Here is a 20,121-nt window from a genome sequence, read left to right as displayed (position 1 = left end):
CGCCTTATTTCTTCTTAGCTTCTTTACGAAGAATGACTTCATCCGAATAACGAACACCTTTACCTTTATATGGTTCAGGAGAACGATACGCACGGATTTCTGCCGCTACTTGACCTAACAACTGCTTGTTTGCTGATTTCAAAATGATTTCAGTTGCAGTTGGAGTTTCCGCTGTTACACTTTCAGGTAAAGCGTAGTCAATTGGGTGTGAAAAACCAAGGTTAAGGTTTACAACACTACCCTTAACCGCAGCTTTATAACCAACACCAACTAGCTGCAACTTACGTTCGAAGCCTTCACTAACCCCTTTTACAAGGTTATTCAATACAGCGCGAGCAGTACCAGCTTGCATCCAAGCATCTTTCGATTCTTTAACTGGAGCAAGTTGAAGTTTACCTTCTTCCTGTTTTAGCTCGACCAGCGCATGCAGGTTGAAAGACAACGTACCTTTGCTGCCTTTCACTTCGACCTGCCGGCCGTTCTGAGTAACTGTTACACCATTCGGTACAGTTACTGGGGCTTTAGCCACACGAGACATGAGGAATCACCTATTAAGAAACAAAAGCAATAACTTCACCACCAACGCCCGCAGCACGTGCAGCGCGATCAGTCATGATGCCTTTGCTTGTAGAAACAATTGCAATACCTAAACCTTGCTTAACGCTTGGAAGTTTATCTTTACCACGGTATTGGCGAAGGCCTGGACGGCTTACGCGCTTAACCACTTCGATAACTGGTTTGCCTTCGAAATATTTTAAAGTAATTGTCAAAGTAGATTTTGTCTCTTCTTGAGCAACTTCTACATTTGAAATATAACCTTCTTGTTGAAGAACGTTTGCAATTGCAACTTTCAACTTAGAAGAAGGCATAGAAACGGTTTGTTTCTTAGCCATTTGTGCGTTACGAACACGTGTTAGCATGTCGGCAACGGTATCTTGCATACTCATTTAGTCGCTCCTTACCAGCTTGCCTTAACAACGCCTGGTACATCACCCTGCATTACTGTGTCACGTAATTTGTTACGGCTTAAACCGAACTTACGGAAGTAACCATGAGGACGACCAGTTAAACCACAACGGTTACGAAGACGCACCGGAGATGCATTACGTGGCAATGCCTGTAACTTTAACGTCGCTTCGAAACGCTCTTCTTCACTTGCATTTACGTTTGCAATAGTAGCTTTTAATTCAGCACGTTTTGCAGCGTATTTAGCAACTGTTTTTTCGCGTTTCAATTCGCGATTAATCATACCTTTCTTAGCCATATCGACCTCTTATTTGAACGGGAAGCCGAATGCACGCATAAGCGCACGGCCTTCGTCATCGGTGCGAGCAGTCGTAGTAATAGTAATATCCATACCACGAATACGATCAATCTTATCGAAATCGATTTCAGGGAAAACGATTTGCTCTTTCAAACCCATTGAGTAGTTACCACGACCATCAAATGATTTCGAAGAGAAACCACGGAAGTCACGGATACGAGGGATTGCGATTGAGATCAAACGATCCAAGAATTCGTACATTTGGTCGCCACGTAAAGTAACTTTACAACCAATCGGCCACCCATCACGGATTTTAAAACCTGCGATAGATTTACGAGCAAGTGTAACTACTGGTTTTTGACCAGCAATTAATTGCATGTCGACTACAGCACCATCTAATAATTTCTTATCAGTTGCAGCTGCGCCCACACCCATGTTTAGGGTGATTTTTGTGATGCGTGGAATTTCCATCACGTTCTTAACGCTAAGTTCTTCTTTTAACTTGGCTTTAAGTTCATCATTATAACGTGCTTTAAGTCTGGCCATTGCCTTTTCAACCTATTACTTCGCTACCGCCACTGATTCACCATTTGATTTATAAACGCGAGTTTTCACGCCATCAATCACTTGGTAACCAACACGGTCAGCCTTTTGGGTTGTAGCATTTAAAATTGCCACGTTTGAAATATGAAGCGAAGCTTCTTGAGTAACAATACCGCCTTCAGCGCCAGTTACACGATTCGGCTTTTGATGCTTCTTCACTAAGTTAAGGCCTTCAACCTTAACGCGGTCTTCAGAAACAGACAACACAGTACCCTGTTTGCCTTTTTCTTTACCTGCGATCACAATAACTTGATCGCCTTTTTTAATCTTAGCCATGATTGCCTCTTATAGAACTTCAGGAGCCAATGAAATGATTTTCATGAACTGTTCAGTACGAAGTTCACGAGTCACTGGTCCGAAGATACGAGTAGCAATCGGAGCTTTGTTGTTGTTCAGGATAACTGCAGCATTATCATCAAAACGGATCACAGAACCATCTGGACGACGAATGCCGAATTTAGTACGAACTACAACCGCATTCATCACGTCACCTTTTTTAACACGTGCGCGTGGGATTGCTTCTTTTACAGTAACTTTAATAATGTCGCCAACAGAAGCATAACGACGATGTGAACCACCAAGTACTTTAATACATTGTACGCGGCGAGCACCACTGTTGTCTGCTACGTCGAGCATAGTTTCGGTTTGAATCATTGCCCTACTCCAAAACCGAGCATCACCGGTCACAATTTCGAAAGGCTCAAAGAGTACTCGAAATTGTCCGATGATGCAACAAGAACGTCGAATTACTCAGCAGCTGCTTCAACTACTTCCACTAAAGTCCAAGCTTTAGTTTTAGAAATTGGGCGGCTTTCTTTAATGGTTACAACATCACCAATTTTAGCGACGTTATTCTCATCATGAGCGTGTAACTTAGTTGAACGGCGAATTGACTTGCCATACAACGGGTGTTGAACGCGGCGTTCAATAAGAACAACAATAGATTTATCCATTTTGTCACTTACGACTTTGCCGGTTAACGTGCGGACTGTTTTTTCACTCATTGTCCGTTCCCCTGTTTTTCGGTAAGGAGTGTCTTAATACGAGCAATTGTCTTACGAGCAACTTGCACTTCGTGCGATTTACCCAACTGACCAGTTGCTTTCGCCATACGAAGACGGAATTGGTTAAGCTGTTGCTCATCAAGCAAAGCTTTCAACTCTTCTACCGACTTTTCACGTAAATCTTTAGTTTTCATTACATTACCGTCCGAGTCACGATAGTGGTTTTAAACGGAAGTTTAGCAGCAGCTAAAGCAAATGCTTCACGCGCTAATTCTTCGTTCACACCTTCAATTTCGTACAGGATCTTGCCTGGTTGGATCTGGCAAACCCAGTATTCCACGCTACCCTTACCTTTACCCATACGCACTTCAAGAGGCTTTTGAGTAATTGGCTTATCCGGGAATACGCGAATAAAGATTTTACCACCACGCTTAATACGGCGGCTAATAGTACGACGTGCAGCTTCAATCTGACGCGCAGTCATACGACCACGTTCAGTTGCTTTAATTGCAATCGAACCAAATGATACTGTACTACCACGATGCGCTAGACCAGTATTACGGCCTTTGTGCACCTTACGGAATTTGGTACGTTTAGGTTGCAACATGGATTATTCTCCCTTGTCAGCAGCACGGTCACCGCGACGACCACGACGCTCTTGACCTTCACCACGACCACGACCACGTTTAGCTGGACGATCTTCAGCAGGAGCAGGGTTCATGACTTGTTTCATGCCACCTAAAATCTCACCACGGAAAATCCAAACTTTAACACCAATCGTACCGTAAGTTGTTTCTGCACGCACAGTCGCATAGTCAATATCTGCACGTAATGTATGCAAAGGTACACGACCTTCACGATACCATTCTGTACGAGCAATCTCTGCACCACCTAAACGGCCAGACACTTCAACTTTGATACCTTTAGCACCAGCACGCATAGTGTTCTGAACCGCACGCTTCATAGCACGACGGAACATTACACGCTTTTCTAATTGAGAAGCAATTGCTTCAGCAACTAAACGCGCATCTAAGTCTGGGCGATCAATTTCATTGATACTTACTTGCGCAGGAACACCCATAATGCTGGTAAGTTCGCGCTGTAATTTCTCAATATCTTCGCCTTTTTTACCGATTACGATACCAGGACGAGCTGTGCTAATTGTTACCTTAGCAGCGCCTGATGGACGTTCGATAAGAATATTACTGATCATCGCATTCTTAAGTTTTTTATTTAAAAACTCACGAACTTGAAGATCTTTAAGCAAATATTCAGCGTATTGTTTCGGACTCGCATACCAGTTAGCGTTATGACGTTTCACAACACCTAGGCGGATACCGATTGGATGAACCTTCTGACCCATATCAAACCCCTACCTTAACGGTGATGTGACAAGTACGCTTCGTAATACGATCTGCACGGCCTTTAGCACGTGGCATAATACGTTTAAGGCTAACACCTTCATCAACGTAAATCGTAGAAACTTTAAGATCGTCAACATCTAAACTGTTATTGTGTTCAGCGTTTGCAATCGCAGATTCCAATGCTTTTTTTACTAAAACAGCAGCTTTTTTATTGCTGAAGTTTAAAATATTTAAAGCATGCGCAACAGATTTGCCGCGAATAAGATCTGCAACCAAACGTGCCTTTTGTGCCGAGATAGCGGCACCGCGTAATTTAGCAGTTACTTCCATCATGACACCTATTAACGTTTAGACTTCTTGTCAACACCGTGACCACGATAGGTACGAGTTGGCGCGAATTCACCGAGTTTATGACCAACCATATGCTCAGTAACAATTACTGGAACGTGATTACGACCATTATGAACGGAAATTGTTAAACCAACAAAATCCGGAAGGATCATCGAACGACGAGACCAAGTTTTAATCGGCTTGCGAGAGTTACTAGCAACAGCCGCTTCAACCTTAGCGAACAAGTGCGCATCGACGAATGGGCCTTTTTTCAGAGAACGAGGCATTAGTCAGATTCCTTTACTTGACGCGACGGTCGCGAATAATCATCTTAGTCGTACGCTTATTGGTACGTGTCTTGTACCCTTTAGCTTTTTGACCCCATGGGCTTACAGGTTGAATACCTTTATTACGCCCTTCACCACCACCGTGCGGGTGATCAACTGGGTTCATCGCCATACCACGTACGGTAGGACGAACACCACGCCAGCGCGCAGCACCAGCTTTACCCAATGAGCGAAGGTTGCTTTCTTGGTTAGAAACTTCACCAATTACAGCGCGGCATTCAACATGAATTTTACGCATTTCGCCTGAACGAAGACGAACAATCGCGTAAGAACCATCACGACCCAACAACTGAACAGAAGTACCAGCAGAACGCGCTAATTGCGCACCCTTGCCAATTTTAAGTTCAACGTTATGAAGTGTAGAACCGATCGGCATGTTACGAAGTGGCAAGCAGTTACCTGGACGAATTGGAGCATCGTTACCAGATTGTACTTTATCGCCAGCACGTAAGCCTTTAGGTGCAATGATATAACGACGCTCACCATCAGCATATTTCAACAAAGCAATATGTGCTGTACGGTTAGGATCGTATTCAATGCGCTCTACAACAGCTGGGATGCTGTCTTTATTACGCTTAAAGTCAACGATACGATAGTGTTGCTTATGACCACCACCAACGTGACGAGTTGTAATGTGACCGTTATTATTACGACCACCAGTACGTTTTTTTGCTTCAACCAACGGTGAGTAAGGCGCGCCTTTGTGAAGGTGATCATGAACCACTTTCTCTACAAAGCGACGTCCTGGAGACGTTGGCTTACATTTTTGAATCGGCATAATTTTCGTCCTTATTCCGCTGCGCTTTCAGCGGTATCGCCCAAGTCAGCCATTTCAACATCTTGGCCGGCTTTCAGGGTGACGTATGCTTTTTTAACATCAGAACGACGTCCTAATGTTTTACCAAAGCGCTTAGTTTTACCTTTAGTAATAGTAGTGTTAACTTTAACAACTTCTACACCAAAAAGTTTTTCAACTGCTTTTTTGACTTCAAGTTTAGTAGCATTAATATCTACTTTAAATACTTGAACGCCAACAGTATCACCTAGAACTTGTGCCTTTTCTGAGAAGACTGGTCCTTTAAGGACTTGATAGATACGTTCGTTGTTCATCCGAGTTCTACCTCAATTTTCTTAGCAGCAGCTACAGACATAACAACTTTATCAAACGCGATCAAGCTTACAGGATCGATTGCAGTTGCATCCACCACATCTACATGTGGAAGGTTGCGTGCTGCAAGATATAAGTTCTCATCTACAGCTTCAGTAACGATCAATGCACGAGTGGCATTTAAATCGCCAAGCTTTGCAAGCAATTCTTTAGTTTTTGGAGCTGCAATAGCAAACTCTTCAACTAATACAAGACGATCTTGGCGAACAAGTTCAGCTAAGATACATTGCATTGCACCGCGATACATTTTACGGTTTACTTTTTGAGACCAATCTTGTGGACGAGCAGCAAAAGTTTTACCACCACCAACCCAGATAGGGCTACGAGTAGAACCCGCACGAGCACGACCAGTACCTTTTTGACGGAATGGTTTTTTACCACCGCCAGAAACGTCTGCACGTGACTTCTGAGCACGAGTACCTTGACGACCACCTGCTAAGTAAGCAGTAACAACTTGGTGTACAAGAGCTTCGTTAAATTCACGTCCGAAAGCAACTTCAGACAATTCAACAGCAGAGCCGGAAACAGTTTTCAAATTCACGGTATTTCCCCTCAGGCCTTGATGGTAGGACGTACAATCACGTCACCGCCAGTTGAACCAGGAATTGCACCTTTAACAACTAAAACAGAACGTTCAGCGTCAATAGATACGATTTCAAGACCTTGTACTGTTACGCGTTCATCACCTAAGTGACCAGCCATTTTTTTGCCTTTGAACACGCGACCAGGAGTTTGGTTTTGACCTGTAGAACCTAATACACGGTGAGAAAGTGAGTTACCGTGAGTAGCGTCTTGGGTACGGAAGTTCCAACGCTTAACACCACCTTGGAAACCTTTACCTTTTGATTGACCAGTTACGTCAACAACTTGACCAACTGTGAACAAATCAACACCAATAGTACCGCCAACTTCACGACCTTCAAGCTCAGCTTCAGTAACACGGAACTCTTTAACCAAACGACCAGCAGCAACACCAGCTTTCGCAAAGTGACCTTTCTGAGCGTTAGTTACGCGAGATTCGCGACGTTCACCAGTAGTTACTTGAACAGCTTGATAACCATCAGTTTCAAGTGTTTTGATTTGCGTAATGCGGTTTGGATCGACTTCGATGACTGTAACAGGTACAGAAACACCTGCATCTGTAAAGATGCGAGTCATACCACATTTGCGACCGACTAAACCAATAGCCATGTGCATAAACCTCTAAAAAAGCGGCCTAATTAACTTAAAAGTTAATCAACCGAAAGCCTTAACCCAAAGCGATCTGAACATCAACACCAGCCGCAAGATCTAATTTCATCAATGCATCAACAGTTTTATCTGTAGGTTGAACGATGTCGATCAAACGTTTGTAGGTGCGGATTTCGTACTGGTCACGCGCATCTTTGTTAACGTGCGGTGAAGTAAGAACGTTGAAGCGTTCGATGCGAGTAGGCATCGGAATTGGACCACAAACTTGTGCGCCAGTACGCTTAGCGGTTTCTACGATCTCTTGAGCAGATTGATCAATCAGACGATGATCAAAAGACTTCAAACGGATACGAATTCTCTGGTTAGACATACCAGTAAACTCCAAGCCAAACATATAAAGAATCACCCTTGACGCATCTCACCTATCGGTAAGTGTCAAAGGCAGTGAAAATCACTAAGGTCATGATCGATGCCACGACTGTAATGCACATTTACCACTTTCTTCGCAGCAAATGCCCCTCCTCTTGAGGGTCGCTCATTATAACGATTGTTTAACTCTTATGCAATTCTCTTTTTCTATTTTCTCCACAAAACCTGCTTTGATCGAGCATTGAGAGATCATTTAGGTATTTACTACAAATTCAATAGCTTTATTCAGAAGTTGATTTCCTTGCTCAAATTTTTGTGCTTCGGAATAGTGTAAATCATGCGTAGATTGAACATATTCTCCATCAAAAATAGACAACTCTTCTTCATCTTCAAGTAAAAGAGCTAAAGTTGCTGGTGTCATCTCTGGATGGAACTGAAAACCCAGCACATTTGTTCCTATCTGATACATCTGATTGCGACAAGCCCGATTTTCAGCCAAATGTATAGCGCCTTTAGGTATTTCAAATGTCTCACTATGCCACTGCATAACCTTTATATTCTCAGGTAACGGAAAGCTTTCTTGAGGTAAATTTGCAACTCTCTGCACTGTTGACCATCCGAGTTCCTGATAGCGATTACGACTCACCGCTGCACCCAATGCATTAGCTATCAGTTGCCCTCCCAAGCAAAGACCAATAGCTGGTTTTCCGGCCGCTAAATAACGACGTAACCACCTTTTTTCTATCTTTAGCCATGGATAGTTTGCCTCATCATTTACACTCATGGTTCCACCCATGACCAATAACAAATCAACCTCTTCGATTTTGGGTAAAGCCTCTATTTCAAGTGATCGATCAACTGGAAGTGCAAAAAACTCTGTAGAGCTAATGGTCGCGTGGTGAGCTTTTAAAAATGAATAACAACTTCCAAATCCCTCACCAGCAATGTGTTGAAAATAGTGAACTCGTAAATGCGACTTCATGCGCTTAAACCTATTGTTGTTAGAATGTTGTAGTGGTCTTTGCAAAAATAAAGCCAAGTTTTTATTTTATAGGTCTACTGTAACGAAACGTCTTATAAAATTTCGTAAATATAGCCAATAATCTAAATTTCTCTTAATCTAACTTTATTATTTAAAATGCAACGCACTATGAAAAAGCATAACGACTTTCAGACTCGCCTCATTCATGCACCAAGAAAGGCTCCGCAATTTATTGAAACAGTGCAACCACCCTTATTTCGTGCATCCACTATTATTTTTAAATCAACTTCGCACCTTTTTGATCGTCATTGGACTGATGATTATGACTATAGTTATGGGACGCATGGCACCCCCACTACCTTCACATTAGGCGACAATATTGCGCAAATTGAAGGTGGATTGCATTGTTTGCTTGCACCGAGTGGTTTATCTGCAATTAATGTTGTGAACTCAGCATTTTTAAGCACTAATGATGAAGTATGGGTACCTGACAACATTTATGGACCGAACCTAGAACATTTAAATTATCTACAAAATCAATATGGCGTTATTATTAAAGTATATAACCCTATTGATACTTCAAGTTTTCAACCGACTGAAAGAAGCAAACTGTTATGGTTAGAGGCTGCGGGTTCAGTTACTCTAGAATTCCCTGATCTTAAAAATCTAGTTAAAAAAGCTAAAAAGCATGGCGTAATAACAGCGCTAGATAACACTTGGGGCGCTGGGCTTGCGTTTAATGCTTTTAATTTTTCTGATGAAAATCTAGCAGTCGATTTAACCGTCCATGCACTAACCAAATATCCAAGTGGTGGCGGTGATATCCTAATGGGCAGCATTGTAACTCGTGATGATAAACTCCATCACCGTCTGTTCCGCACACATGCTATTTTAGGTATTGCAGTTTCAGGTGATGATGCTGCTCAAATTCAACGTAGTCTTGCTCATATGTCTTTACGCTATGAACAACAATCTGCTAATGCTCAAACTTTACTTAAATGGCTAAAAGGCCAAACTCAATTTGCACAAGTTCTACATCCAAGTGATGAGACCGCCCCAAGTTATCAATATTGGCAAGAAATCTGCACAAATGGTCAAAGTGCAGGTTTAGTGAGTGTTATTTTCAAACCAGATTATGACATGGCAGCAGTACGTCGCTTCTGCGATGCATTAGAGTTATTTAAGCTCGGTTTTAGCTGGGGAGGACCAGTTAGTCTGATCATGCTTTATGATTTAAAAATGATGAGAAAACTTGAGAATACACATTTACAACAAGGATTATTGGTTCGATTCTGTATAGGACTAGAAGATCCGCAAGATTTAATACAAGATATCGAAAATGCACTAAAACATTTGTAAAACGACAACATTATAGTGGCTCACACCAAAGGATAAAAATATATGGGTACACCGATTGTTATTGCTAAAAATATTAATGACACATCAAAAGAAATTGTTTTGCTTTCCCAGTTTGCCAACCGTCATGGATTAATTGCGGGTGCTACCGGTACAGGCAAAACAGTTACATTGAAAGTTCTAGCAGAGAGTTTTTCTCGAATTGGCGTACCCGTATTTCTTGCCGATGCTAAAGGTGATGTTTCGAGCCTCGCAAAATCAGGAGAAGCTTCAGATAAGTTTAATGAACGTCTAAAATTATTACAGATTGATAGCGTTCCTTTTGCTGCCAACTCTGTCATTTTCTGGGATCTATTCGGCCAACAAGGCCACCCTATTCGCACTACTATTTCTGAAATTGGGCCAATTTTATTGGCTCGTATGCTCAATTTAAATGACACACAAGAAGGTGTTTTAGCAGCCGTATTTCGTATTGCCGATGATCAAGGTTTGCTGTTAGTCGACTTTAAAGACTTAAAAGCCATGATCACTTTTGTTAGTGAGCATGCTGCCGAGTTTAAAGCTGAATATGGCAATTTATCTCCAGCCAGCTTAGGTGCTATTCAACGTAATTTGCTCGCTCTTGCCGACCAAGGTGGAGAACAATTTTTTGGTGAACCTGCTTTAAATATTCTGGATTTTATACAAACTGATGCAAATGGACATGGTTATATCAATATTCTTGCTGCTGACAAGCTCATGAATACGCCTAAGCTATATGCTACTTTCTTGTTGTGGATGCTATCAGAGTTATTTGAACAGCTTCCAGAAGTTGGCGATCTAGACAAACCGAAACTCGTGTTTTTCTTTGATGAAGCTCACTTATTATTTGATAATGCCAGCCAAGCATTACAAGAAAAAATTGAACAAGTTGTACGTTTAATTCGCTCCAAAGGTATTGGCATCTATTTTATTACTCAAAATCCACTCGATTTACCAGAAAGTGTTCTTGGTCAGCTTGGTAACCGCATTCAACATGCACTACGTGCATTTACACCTAAAGACCAAAAAGCAGTAAAAACCGCAGCAGATACTTTCCGCGCCAATCCAGAGTTTAAAGTTGATGAAGCCATTACCGAACTGGCTGTTGGTGAAGCACTCATTAGTTGTCTTGATGAACAAGGCACACCGCAAATTGTAGAACGTGGCTGGGTGATGCCTCCTTACTCTGCCTTTACACCAATTACTCCAGAAGAGCGAAAGAATATTATCGCCCAAAGTATTATTGCTGGCATTTATGAACAGGCTGTAGATCGTGATAGCGCTTATGAAATGCTACAAAATAAAGTCGCTGAACGTGAGCAACAACAACAAAATACTGAACTTGCTAAACAACAAGAAAAAGAGCAAGAAACTTTAGCAAAGCAGCAAGCAAAGGAACAAGAGCGATTAGCACGTGAACAGCAAAAAGAAGAAGAACGAGCAGCACGTGAACGAGCCAAGCTTACACAAGATATTGTGGGTACTTTTGCAAAAAGTGCTGCACGAAGTTTAGGTGGAAGTACAGGTCAAAAATTAGTAAGAGGTCTGCTCGGTTCATTATTTGGCAAGTAATTTTCTTAGAGATATTTCACTTTTAAATTAGGGAATTTTATATTCCCTAATTTTTTTATGGTTTTTATAAAAAATCTATTGCGATTACTTTTTTAAAGATGTATTTTAAATACATCTTATATAGCCAGATAAAATAAGGTCTAGCCATGACTCCACAACAAATTGAACTCGTTAAATCTACTGTACCTGTTTTACGTGAACACGGTGTTACGCTTACTACATACTTTTATAAGCGTATGCTTAATAACAATCCTGAATTAAAAAATGTTTTTAACTTAGATGACCAAACTAGCTTACGTCAGCCTCGCGCTCTTGCAGCCGCAGTACTTGCATATGCAGAAAATATTGAAAACCCTTCTGTTTTAGCTAAAGCAGTTGAACGCATTACAACTAAGCATGTGAGCTTAGATATTCAACCCGACCAATATACAATTGTTGGCGACAACTTACTTCATTCAATTAGTGAAGTACTCAACGTTCCATTTGAGTCAGAACTTATCGAAGCGTGGAAACAGGCTTATTTACAATTAGCAGATATCTTGATTGGTGTTGAAAAACAAAAATATGAACAACTTGAAAATTTAAATGGTGGATGGGCTGGCTGGCGTTCATTTGAAATTACTCAAATCGATCCTCTTGAATCTGGAAAACGTTTTACCTTAAAAGCAACTGACCATGAAGACGTACTTAGCGGTCCTGCGAATGCTTTTATCTCGGTTAAAGTACAAGTTCCAGAACAACAGCTTGAGCAACCAAAAGCATTTAAATTTACAGAAGCTCAGGAAAACAACTCATATCATTTTGAAGTTCAGCCTGAAGAAAATCATACTGAATTCTCAGTTTCAAACATCTTGCTTGAACATTATAGAGTTGGCGATCAAGTTCAAGTTTCAGCGCCTTTAACGCTCTAATATAAAAACCTCTTGCCTGAAAGTTTTCTTATTTAGACTTTCAGGCTAAGATGATCATCCTTTTTATTCTTCCCATTTTTGGTGATCATGCAGCTTAATAAATTTACCGATTATGCATTACGAATATTAATGTACGTTGCTCGCCCAAGTGATGCACCCTACACGATTGCAGAAATCGCGAAAGATTTGCATGTTTCACAAAACCATCTGGTTAAAATTGTCCACTTTATGGGCAAACAAGAATGGATCATTACTATTCGTGGAAAAGGTGGTGGAATTCGTTTAAATCCAGAAGCCCTTAATTCAAATTTAGGTTCAATTGTTCGAATCTTACAGGGTGATCACCAAATTGTTGAATGCAATACACCACCTTGTGTGCTGCGTGCACATTGTGGTCTAAAAGGTATTCTTGACCAAGCTTTAGAAAGCTTTTACCAAAGTCTAGACCAATACACACTTGGAGAGGTTTTGCAGCAATCAAAGTCTGCCCCACCTAATTCTCCTATCGCTTTTTTGCAAATCTAATAAATACCCTTTATGGGTTAAATCTATTGAAAATTAGCAAGAACAACCAAGCTCCTTTATACTAGGCACGAGCCCTCTCATTTAAAAAGTTATTTTTTATGCGTCGTAGTGAAAAATCGAAAGACACCAAAGCCAGACTCGCACCCAAGCAAAAGATCAGCTATGAAAAAGCACCAGATCCGGCGATCACAGCATACGCTGTGCAATCATTAAACTGGTTACGCCAAGCTGAGTTCCTAATGAGTGCACCTAAATTGGCACTTTGTGTTGAAGATAGTGGCTACGAGATTGCTTTTGCAGGACGCTCAAATGCTGGTAAATCTAGTGCGATTAATGCTTTAACTAATCAGAAACAACTAGCACGCGCCTCTAAAAGACCTGGCCGTACTCAGATGATTAACTTCTTTAGTCTAGGCAACCCTGATCAACGTTTAGTCGATCTTCCAGGTTACGGTTATGCAGCTGTACCTGAAGATATGAAACGGGTGTGGCAAAAAGAATTAGAAAACTATCTAATCCACCGCCAAAGCTTACAAGGTTTAGTGTTACTTATGGATATTCGCCATCCTCTACAGCATTTCGACATGATGATGCTAGAGTGGGCTTATTCACGTCATCTATTTGTTCATATACTACTAACAAAAGCAGACAAACTTAATCGTGGCCCCGCAAATAAAGTTCTATTAGAAGTTAAGCAACAACTTAAAAAGATGAAGCTTGATTTTTCTATTCAACTTTTCTCCTCACTTAATAAGATAGGCTTAGAAGAGCTAGCAAGTGTTATGGCAGGGCGTCTACATTTCACATTGGATCAACAGCCAGAATTTGATGTCGATTCAATCCCTGAAGCATCAGATGAGGATGCTGAAAGCTAAATTATCCCTACAGATACAATTTCTTCGTTAAATTTATACTCAATTGTCCCCTATTGCTAAACACAAATGTAGGGGCTTTTTTTATACTCGTTGTTAACTTCATCGAGTTAAAAATCAGGACTAAATGATGAAATTGTTATCTTTTTTGAAGAACAAGGCTTTAGGTTCTTCTATTGATTATAAAATTCTTCCACGTAAAGTAAAATTTGACTGGAAAGATACCCCTGTCGACTGGATTCCTAATCAGCCTTTCGCAAGCTATTTTATTAATGAAATTAATAATATTTTGCCAGCTGGAGAGTTCTGGTTTTGCCGTTTATACAACAAGGTTTTACCAAGTATTACTGACGAAAAACTTAGACAAGATGTCCAAGCTTTTATCCGTCAAGAAGCTATGCATGCCAACGCACATACTTCTGCAAACAAAGAATATTTAAGCGTCCGTAATATTGATATCCAGAGAAATCTGGACATTATGAATTATTTATTTAATAAAGCTTTAGCAGATAAACCATTTGATAAAGAAGTTCCAAATTTTTTACAAGACCAATGGGATTTATTCCGTTTAGGAGTTGTTGCCACAGTCGAACACATGACCTGTGTGTTAGGTAAATATGCACTTTATAACAAGCGTTGGGAAGAATTAGGTGCCGATCCTGAAATGGTCGATCTGGTTAAATGGCATGGTTCAGAAGAAATTGAACACCGTACCGTAGCCTTTGATTTATATCGTCATCTTGGTGGTGGCTATATTCCACGTTACTACTTAAGTCTTGCAGTGATTGTACTGGTACTCGGATTATGGGTAGACGGTGCAGCACATATTATGAAGCAAGACCCACGTTTTGCCGATGCTGCTAAATCTAGATTTTTCCCAGTTTGGGTTGCTGTAGAATGGTACAAAATTAGCCGTAAAGATAATCAGGTTTTACCAAATCCTATCTGGCTTATTGCTCAACAAATTGATTACCTCATGCCTTGGTATGATCCAGTCAAAGAAGGCAGCACTGAAGATGCGGTTGGTTATTTATCGCAATCTCCAGCAGCAAAAAGAGCAGAGCTACAAGCCGCTTAAAATAAAAAAGCAGGATTTAAATCCTGCTTTTTTTTGATTTATAGATATTAGACACTGATATCTTTATCTTTCGTATAACGGTCTACAACCACACTAATCATCATATCACCCTGCACATTTACCACCGTTCTTACTGTATCTAATAAACGGTCAATCGGGAGCAGAATTGCAATTGCCTCGGCGGGCAAACCCACCGATTGTAAAACCATAATCATGGTGACCATGCCAGCGCTAGGTATTCCTGGCGCACCAAGTGATGCAATCATTGCTGTTAAACAGACTATAATTTGCTGTGTCAGGTTTAAATCCAAGCCCACTAAATTTGCTACAAACAGTGCTGCTGCTGCTTCATATAAAGCAGTACCATCCATGTTTAACTGGGTGCCTAGTGGAATAACAAATCCTGCGGTTTGAGGACGTACACCCAAGTTTTCTTGTGCACATTTCATACTCAGCGGCATAGTGGCAGAGCTAGAACTAGTTGCAAATGCTGTAATCAGGGCTGTACGCGTTCCTTTAAAAAAGGTCCACGGGCTCATACGGCCAAAAATCCAAAGAAGTAGTGGTAGAACAACGGCACCATGAAAAATAGTTGTACCCGTTACAACGGCTGCAAACTCAGCCAAACGACTTAATACTGAAATATCTTCTGTTGCCATTAACTTTGCTAATAAAGCAAAAATACCCAAAGGCGCTAATTTCATGACCCAGCCAACCAGCAGCATCATCATTTCAAAGAATTGGTGACTCAATACACGAATACTTTTGAAACGTTCCCCACCCTGTACCAAAGCGACACCAACAAATAAAGCAAAGACCACGACAGCTAAAACGTTACCATCACTAAATGCTTTAAATGGATTGATTAAAGTATTTTGAATAAAATTCGTGAAAAAACTTGCGGGGTTTAAACTATCTGGTGCTTGATAATTTTGCATAGAGTTCTGAAAAATAGAAATATCTATGCCACGTCCTACTTCAAACAAATGAGCACAACTAATGCCTAAAATTAGAGCTAAAGTCGTGGTAGTTAAACAGCATAAAAATGTAATTTTCCAGACTGGCCCTAACTGTCCGCCTGCTTGTAGATTTGATACACCTACAACAATCGAACTAAAAATTAAAGGTACCAAAAGCATTTTAAGCAGCCCAATAAAAACACTACTTAATATTCCAAGCCCATATAAACTATGTTTTACAAAAGCTGTATCTGGATACATTGTGAGTAGGAAACCAAAGGCCAAACCTAAAATGGCGGCAATCAGAATTTGTGTATTTAAGTTCATATCAGCATTATTTTTTTCAGTTGGCGTACCTATTTACAATATGACATGAGCTTGCTTTTCATTCGAGAAATTTTTTGTCACATCGTTCCCATTAAAAATAAAAAAAGCCATCTGATTAGATGGCTTTTTTAAAAGGCCTATTGAGTTTCAATTTCCCGTAAACGGATTAAACCCTCTTGTACTGTACTGCATACAAGCTGACCATTTTGCCACATACGTCCGAAGTTTAAACCTCTTGAAGCCGCACTTACGGTTGCTTCCATGTCATACAACATCCACTCATCCGCACGCAGTGGACGATGGAAATAAATCGCATGATCAATACTTGCACATTGCAAACTTGGAGAAATGTAACTCAGCCCATGCGGTCTTAAAGCCGTTGTCATTAAGGTAAAGTCTGAATAAAAGGCAACAATCGCTTGATGCAGTGCAATATCATCTAATTGTTTTGGAATACGGTCATGCGTACGGATATAGTGCGCATTATATGGAGCTTCGGGTTGCGGCTGAAATGGATTTACCGGATCAATTGGGCGAATTTCTACATGGCGCTCACGCATGAAACTCGCGCGAACATTTTCAGGTACAAAGTTTAAAATACCCTGTTTCAACTCATTTTCAGATTTAAGCGTTTCTGGTGCAGGATACTCAGGTTCTTGATGTTGATAGTTCAAGCCTTCTTCTGGATTGGCAAAAGAAACCATCGCTGAAAATATGACTCGTCCATGCTGAATCGCACGAACTTGACGACTTACAAAGCTCTTCCCATCCCGTAAACGGTCTACTTCATAGATAATCGGGGCATTAATATCGCCGCCATATAAAAAATATGCATGTAAAGAATGCGCTGGGCGATCAGTAGTATAAGATGCTGCACGTAAAGCCTGACCCAAAACCTGTCCACCAAAGACACGTTTACCGACAAGATTACGGCTCATGCCACGGTAAATATTTTCTTCTAGCTTTTCTAAAGTGAGAAGCTCGACTAGTTCTTGGGTTAACGCATTCATGAGAGATACCTTCATGTTTCAGGTAAAAAATCGTATTAAAGGACAGATGTGTAGAATCTATTGTGCCATAAAAAACTATTTGAACATGGAACAATCAGTCAACTTATGACGAACATTGCTCATATAACAGCTAAAAATACGATTTTTAACGATAAAATATGCCAAAAGCATTATAATTTATAAGCTATTAGCATATTGTTTTTTTCAATAAATGCCTCAAAATAATTACCCTCCGCATTTGGTGCTGGGATTTGTCTTTAAGAAGTAGGAGTTCTTATGTCCAAGAGTGGGTTTGGTCAAATGTATCGTCGGCTTTCGAGTAAACTACTTGACCTCGTGGTAACACCACATGTTCTTGGGGAAGTTCCTACTGAACCAGTATCAGAAACAGAAGCAAAGACTGACCGCAAGAAAGTGGTATGTTATGTCTTACAAAACCATTCTCGAAGCAATGCTTTGGTGGTTGATGGAGAAACGCGTCGTTTAAATTTAAAACCTGCGTTAGACCCATTAGTTGTTGGCACCCATCAGGAAAAAGCATCGGTTTTATTTTTACAGCATAATGATGAAAATAATTTCCTGAATCCTCCTCCTCATGCTTTTCCACCACGCTTACTAAAATTAATTGAAGTCTTACAAGAAAATCCTGAACTTGATATAGAACTTGTTCCGGTTACCGTTTTATGGGGCCGTACGCCAGATAAAGAAGATTCTTGGTTTAAGCTATTATTTTCAGATACTTGGGCTACACCAAGCACCGTTAAGCAATTGGTCAACATTGGCTTACATGGTCGCCAGTCGTATTTAGAATTTCATGAACCGCAATCGCTACGTGAACTGGTTGAATATGCACAGCAGCATTATCCAAATCTTTCACCAGCAACTTATATTGTAAGTACATTAAATGATTATTTAGACCGTCAGCGTGAAGTGGTATTAGGCCCCGATTTATCGGATCGCCGTAATGTTATGCAGTCGGTTGTAAAATCTCGCGATGTGCAAGAAGCTATTCGCCGTGAAAGTATTCGCGGGAAAGTTAGCATGCTCGAAGCTGAACGCCGTGCGATTAGTTATGTGAACGAAGTCGTATCGGATTATTCACACTCAGCTGTACGCTTTGCCGATCTTGCTTTAACGCGCTTATGGACCCAGCTTTATGACGGCGTAGAAGTGCATAACTTCAGCACTGTTCGTGAACTGGCAAAAGACTATGAAGTGGTTTATACACCTTGCCACCGCAGTCACATTGACTATTTATTATTATCCTATGTGATTTATAAACGTGGCTTAATGGTTCCGTATATTGCTGCGGGTGATAACTTAAATCTACCATTTGTAGGACAACTTTTACGTGGAGGCGGTGCATTCTTTATCCGCCGTTCTTTCCGTGGAAATGGCCTTTATACAACAGTATTTAAAGAATATTTATATAGTATTTTGTCACGTAACACGCCACTCGAATACTTTATTGAAGGTGGACGATCACGTACAGGACGCTTATTACCGCCTAAAACTGGCATGCTTGCCATGACAGTTCACAGCCATTTACGTGGCCGTGCTAAACCTATCGTCTTCTTACCAACCTATATTGGTTATGAACGACTGATGGAAGGCTCGACCTACGTGGGTGAAATGCAAGGTAAGCCAAAAGAAGCTGAATCAATTTTTGGTATTGTGAAAACATTAAGAAAGATTGAACGTATTTTCGGTAAAGTCCACGTGAACTTTGGTGAGCCTGTTTTCCTTGATGATCTGCTTAAGCAACATAATGCAGAAAATGTTTATATCGAGAAAAATGACGACCCAATTCCTCAAGCGGTTTCAGATGCAGTAAATAGCTCTGCACATGCAATTTTAGAAAATATTAACCGAGCTGTGGTGATTAACCCTGTCTCTTTACTTTCTATTATTTTGCTTGCAACTCCAAAGCATACGCTTGATGAAGAAATCTGTATTAAGCAACTTGAAGCTTATCGCAATCTGGCATCAAACTTTCCATATGACCAACGTATGGAAGTAACCCCACTTTCTGGTAAAGAAATTATTGCTTATGGTTTAAAGCTTAAACTCATTAAACGAGTTCAGCATGCACTCGGCGATATTATTGCGATTGAAGATAACCAAGCTGTTCTTCTGACCTATTTCCGTAATAACATTTTGCACGCCTTTGTTTTACCGTCATTGGTTGCATCACTTGTTGAACACAATGGAAAAATTAGCCGTTCAGATTTAACCAATGTCATCTATACCCTTTATCCATTCTTGAAGGCAGAGTTATTCCTTAAATGGAAGAGTAGCGAACTTAAAGAACAAATTGAGCAATATGCAGATGCATTGGTTCAATCGAAACTGATTCAACAAGACGATGAAGGTAACTTGATTAGCTCTGCACCAAATACTGAAGAGCACAATCAGCTTGTTGTTTTAGCTACTCCTGTTAAGCAAAGCCTTGAGCGTTACTACATGACGCTTGCGCTCATTACTCAACGTGGTTCGGGTAATATTTCTGCTAAACAGGTTGAAGAATTAAGTCATTTACTCGGACAACGTTTGTCAGTTCTATATGAATTTAATTCGCCAGAGTTCTTCGACAAAGCTTTATTCCAAAGCTTCTTAAAAGTACTTACACAGCAAAACTACATTCGAACCAATGACCAAGGCCAAATCGAGTTTGATGATAATTTCCGTCAAATGGCTGCGGGTGCACAGTTGGTTCTTGATGAAGTAACCTTACAAATGTTACAGCACATCACGACCTTTACCGACGAAGAATTAAAAGATGCTCTTGAAGCTATGGCATCTCAACAAGCAAAACGACGTCTAAAGCGTAAAAAATCTTAAAATTTTGAATCAAAATAAAAGGCAACG

26 protein-coding genes and 2 pseudogenes are annotated in these 20,121 nt (G+C 40.6%); 8 read left to right on the top strand and 20 right to left on the bottom strand.

Annotation, left to right across the window (positions count from 1 at the left end):
* Nucleotides 1-4: 4 nt before the first annotated feature.
* From rplF to AC2117_RS02150, 18 genes and pseudogenes are all read right to left on the bottom strand, one after another.
* The gene (gene rplF / locus AC2117_RS02235) at nucleotides 5-538 is read right to left on the bottom strand and encodes a 50S ribosomal protein L6 (RefSeq protein WP_042895190.1); all 534 of its coding nucleotides are present in this window, start codon (nucleotides 536-538) and stop codon (nucleotides 5-7) included.
* A gap of 13 nt (nucleotides 539-551) precedes the next feature.
* Nucleotides 552-947 (bottom strand): 30S ribosomal protein S8, encoded by a 396-nt coding sequence (rpsH, locus tag AC2117_RS02230; RefSeq protein WP_005038490.1) that lies wholly within the window; start codon nucleotides 945-947, stop codon nucleotides 552-554.
* 11 nt (nucleotides 948-958) lie between these two features.
* The gene (gene rpsN, locus AC2117_RS02225) at nucleotides 959-1,264 is read right to left on the bottom strand and encodes a 30S ribosomal protein S14 (protein ID WP_009388045.1); all 306 of its coding nucleotides are present in this window, start codon (nucleotides 1,262-1,264) and stop codon (nucleotides 959-961) included.
* Nucleotides 1,265-1,273: 9 nt separating this feature from the next.
* Complete coding sequence (gene rplE, locus AC2117_RS02220; RefSeq protein WP_042895197.1) at nucleotides 1,274-1,810, bottom strand: 50S ribosomal protein L5; 537 nt, start codon at nucleotides 1,808-1,810, stop codon at nucleotides 1,274-1,276.
* Between the two features lie 15 nt (nucleotides 1,811-1,825).
* The gene (gene rplX / locus AC2117_RS02215; protein ID WP_002116820.1) at nucleotides 1,826-2,143 is read right to left on the bottom strand and encodes a 50S ribosomal protein L24; all 318 of its coding nucleotides are present in this window, start codon (nucleotides 2,141-2,143) and stop codon (nucleotides 1,826-1,828) included.
* Nucleotides 2,144-2,152: 9 nt separating this feature from the next.
* A complete protein-coding gene (gene rplN / locus AC2117_RS02210; protein ID WP_001982634.1) occupies nucleotides 2,153-2,521 on the bottom strand; it encodes a 50S ribosomal protein L14 in 369 nt (122 codons plus the stop codon).
* 92 nt (nucleotides 2,522-2,613) lie between these two features.
* Entirely contained in the window at nucleotides 2,614-2,871 is a 258-nt protein-coding gene (rpsQ, locus tag AC2117_RS02205) for a 30S ribosomal protein S17 (RefSeq protein WP_001291845.1), read from the bottom strand.
* On the bottom strand, nucleotides 2,868-3,065 hold the full coding sequence (rpmC, locus tag AC2117_RS02200) for a 50S ribosomal protein L29 (RefSeq protein WP_000849928.1): 198 nt from the start codon (nucleotides 3,063-3,065) through the stop codon (nucleotides 2,868-2,870). The genes rpsQ and rpmC overlap by 4 nt, the downstream gene beginning before the upstream one ends.
* Nucleotides 3,065-3,478, bottom strand: a complete 414-nt coding sequence (gene rplP, locus AC2117_RS02195; protein WP_002049688.1) for a 50S ribosomal protein L16 — start codon at nucleotides 3,476-3,478, stop codon at nucleotides 3,065-3,067. The genes rpmC and rplP overlap by 1 nt, the downstream gene beginning before the upstream one ends.
* A pseudogene (gene rpsC, locus AC2117_RS02190) lies at nucleotides 3,418-4,234 on the bottom strand (30S ribosomal protein S3). The gene rplP and the pseudogene rpsC overlap by 61 nt, the downstream one beginning before the upstream one ends.
* Nucleotide 4,235: 1 nt before the next feature.
* Nucleotides 4,236-4,565: a 50S ribosomal protein L22 gene (rplV, locus tag AC2117_RS02185; protein WP_004639524.1), complete on the bottom strand. Its 330-nt coding sequence runs from the start codon at nucleotides 4,563-4,565 to the stop codon at nucleotides 4,236-4,238.
* A gap of 11 nt (nucleotides 4,566-4,576) precedes the next feature.
* Complete coding sequence (rpsS, locus tag AC2117_RS02180) at nucleotides 4,577-4,852, bottom strand: 30S ribosomal protein S19 (protein WP_001138119.1); 276 nt, start codon at nucleotides 4,850-4,852, stop codon at nucleotides 4,577-4,579.
* 13 nt (nucleotides 4,853-4,865) lie between these two features.
* On the bottom strand, nucleotides 4,866-5,690 hold the full coding sequence (gene rplB / locus AC2117_RS02175) for a 50S ribosomal protein L2 (RefSeq protein ID WP_003653661.1): 825 nt from the start codon (nucleotides 5,688-5,690) through the stop codon (nucleotides 4,866-4,868).
* An 11-nt stretch (nucleotides 5,691-5,701) separates the two neighbouring features.
* The gene (rplW, locus tag AC2117_RS02170) at nucleotides 5,702-6,022 is read right to left on the bottom strand and encodes a 50S ribosomal protein L23 (RefSeq protein ID WP_003653662.1); all 321 of its coding nucleotides are present in this window, start codon (nucleotides 6,020-6,022) and stop codon (nucleotides 5,702-5,704) included.
* The gene (rplD, locus tag AC2117_RS02165; protein WP_042895205.1) at nucleotides 6,019-6,621 is read right to left on the bottom strand and encodes a 50S ribosomal protein L4; all 603 of its coding nucleotides are present in this window, start codon (nucleotides 6,619-6,621) and stop codon (nucleotides 6,019-6,021) included. The genes rplW and rplD overlap by 4 nt, the downstream gene beginning before the upstream one ends.
* Before the next feature lie 11 nt (nucleotides 6,622-6,632).
* Nucleotides 6,633-7,271 carry a 50S ribosomal protein L3 gene (gene rplC, locus AC2117_RS02160; RefSeq protein WP_133971645.1) on the bottom strand — a complete coding sequence of 213 codons (639 nt, stop codon included), beginning with the start codon at nucleotides 7,269-7,271 and terminating at the stop codon, nucleotides 6,633-6,635.
* Between the two features lie 58 nt (nucleotides 7,272-7,329).
* Nucleotides 7,330-7,641 carry a 30S ribosomal protein S10 gene (rpsJ, locus tag AC2117_RS02155; protein ID WP_000070912.1) on the bottom strand — a complete coding sequence of 104 codons (312 nt, stop codon included), beginning with the start codon at nucleotides 7,639-7,641 and terminating at the stop codon, nucleotides 7,330-7,332.
* A 252-nt stretch (nucleotides 7,642-7,893) separates the two neighbouring features.
* Nucleotides 7,894-8,622 (bottom strand): type 1 glutamine amidotransferase, encoded by a 729-nt coding sequence (locus AC2117_RS02150; RefSeq protein WP_133971643.1) that lies wholly within the window; start codon nucleotides 8,620-8,622, stop codon nucleotides 7,894-7,896.
* 168 nt (nucleotides 8,623-8,790) lie between these two features.
* On the opposite strand from AC2117_RS02150, the gene AC2117_RS02145 reads away from it, so the two are divergent.
* The 7 genes and pseudogenes from AC2117_RS02145 (at nucleotide 8,791) to AC2117_RS02120 (ending at nucleotide 14,957) form a co-directional block, all read left to right on the top strand.
* The gene (locus AC2117_RS02145) at nucleotides 8,791-9,981 is read left to right on the top strand and encodes a PLP-dependent transferase (RefSeq protein WP_133971641.1); all 1,191 of its coding nucleotides are present in this window, start codon (nucleotides 8,791-8,793) and stop codon (nucleotides 9,979-9,981) included.
* A gap of 42 nt (nucleotides 9,982-10,023) precedes the next feature.
* Nucleotides 10,024-11,571 carry a helicase HerA-like domain-containing protein gene (locus tag AC2117_RS02140; RefSeq protein ID WP_133971640.1) on the top strand — a complete coding sequence of 516 codons (1,548 nt, stop codon included), beginning with the start codon at nucleotides 10,024-10,026 and terminating at the stop codon, nucleotides 11,569-11,571.
* 27 nt (nucleotides 11,572-11,598) lie between these two features.
* Nucleotides 11,599-11,708, top strand: a pseudogene (locus AC2117_RS18965) (hypothetical protein); the annotation flags it as partial.
* A 9-nt stretch (nucleotides 11,709-11,717) separates the two neighbouring features.
* A complete protein-coding gene (locus AC2117_RS02135) occupies nucleotides 11,718-12,482 on the top strand; it encodes a globin domain-containing protein (protein WP_133971638.1) in 765 nt (254 codons plus the stop codon).
* An 87-nt stretch (nucleotides 12,483-12,569) separates the two neighbouring features.
* Nucleotides 12,570-13,007 carry an RrF2 family transcriptional regulator gene (locus AC2117_RS02130; RefSeq protein ID WP_133971636.1) on the top strand — a complete coding sequence of 146 codons (438 nt, stop codon included), beginning with the start codon at nucleotides 12,570-12,572 and terminating at the stop codon, nucleotides 13,005-13,007.
* Between the two features lie 98 nt (nucleotides 13,008-13,105).
* Nucleotides 13,106-13,882 carry a ribosome biogenesis GTP-binding protein YihA/YsxC gene (yihA, locus tag AC2117_RS02125; RefSeq protein ID WP_133971634.1) on the top strand — a complete coding sequence of 259 codons (777 nt, stop codon included), beginning with the start codon at nucleotides 13,106-13,108 and terminating at the stop codon, nucleotides 13,880-13,882.
* Between the two features lie 124 nt (nucleotides 13,883-14,006).
* Nucleotides 14,007-14,957 (top strand): metal-dependent hydrolase, encoded by a 951-nt coding sequence (locus tag AC2117_RS02120; protein WP_133971632.1) that lies wholly within the window; start codon nucleotides 14,007-14,009, stop codon nucleotides 14,955-14,957.
* Nucleotides 14,958-15,004: 47 nt separating this feature from the next.
* On the opposite strand, the gene AC2117_RS02115 is transcribed toward AC2117_RS02120, so the two are convergent.
* Together AC2117_RS02115 and AC2117_RS02110 are read right to left on the bottom strand one after the other, a co-directional pair.
* Nucleotides 15,005-16,243 carry a dicarboxylate/amino acid:cation symporter gene (locus AC2117_RS02115; protein WP_133971630.1) on the bottom strand — a complete coding sequence of 413 codons (1,239 nt, stop codon included), beginning with the start codon at nucleotides 16,241-16,243 and terminating at the stop codon, nucleotides 15,005-15,007.
* Between the two features lie 137 nt (nucleotides 16,244-16,380).
* Nucleotides 16,381-17,253, bottom strand: coding sequence for an acyl-CoA thioesterase (locus tag AC2117_RS02110; RefSeq protein WP_003653674.1), 873 nt, complete (start codon nucleotides 17,251-17,253; stop codon nucleotides 16,381-16,383).
* A gap of 276 nt (nucleotides 17,254-17,529) precedes the next feature.
* Here AC2117_RS02110 and plsB point away from each other — a divergent pair, with 276 nt between their 5' ends.
* Nucleotides 17,530-20,094 (top strand): glycerol-3-phosphate 1-O-acyltransferase PlsB, encoded by a 2,565-nt coding sequence (gene plsB, locus AC2117_RS02105; protein ID WP_133971628.1) that lies wholly within the window; start codon nucleotides 17,530-17,532, stop codon nucleotides 20,092-20,094.
* Nucleotides 20,095-20,121 lie beyond the last annotated feature (27 nt).

It is taken from the genome of Acinetobacter calcoaceticus (assembly GCF_900520355.1).
GTDB classification, from domain to species: domain Bacteria; phylum Pseudomonadota; class Gammaproteobacteria; order Pseudomonadales; family Moraxellaceae; genus Acinetobacter; species Acinetobacter calcoaceticus_C.
Note: the sequence above shows the minus strand (reverse complement) of the source record. Positions and strands in the feature narration are given on the sequence as shown.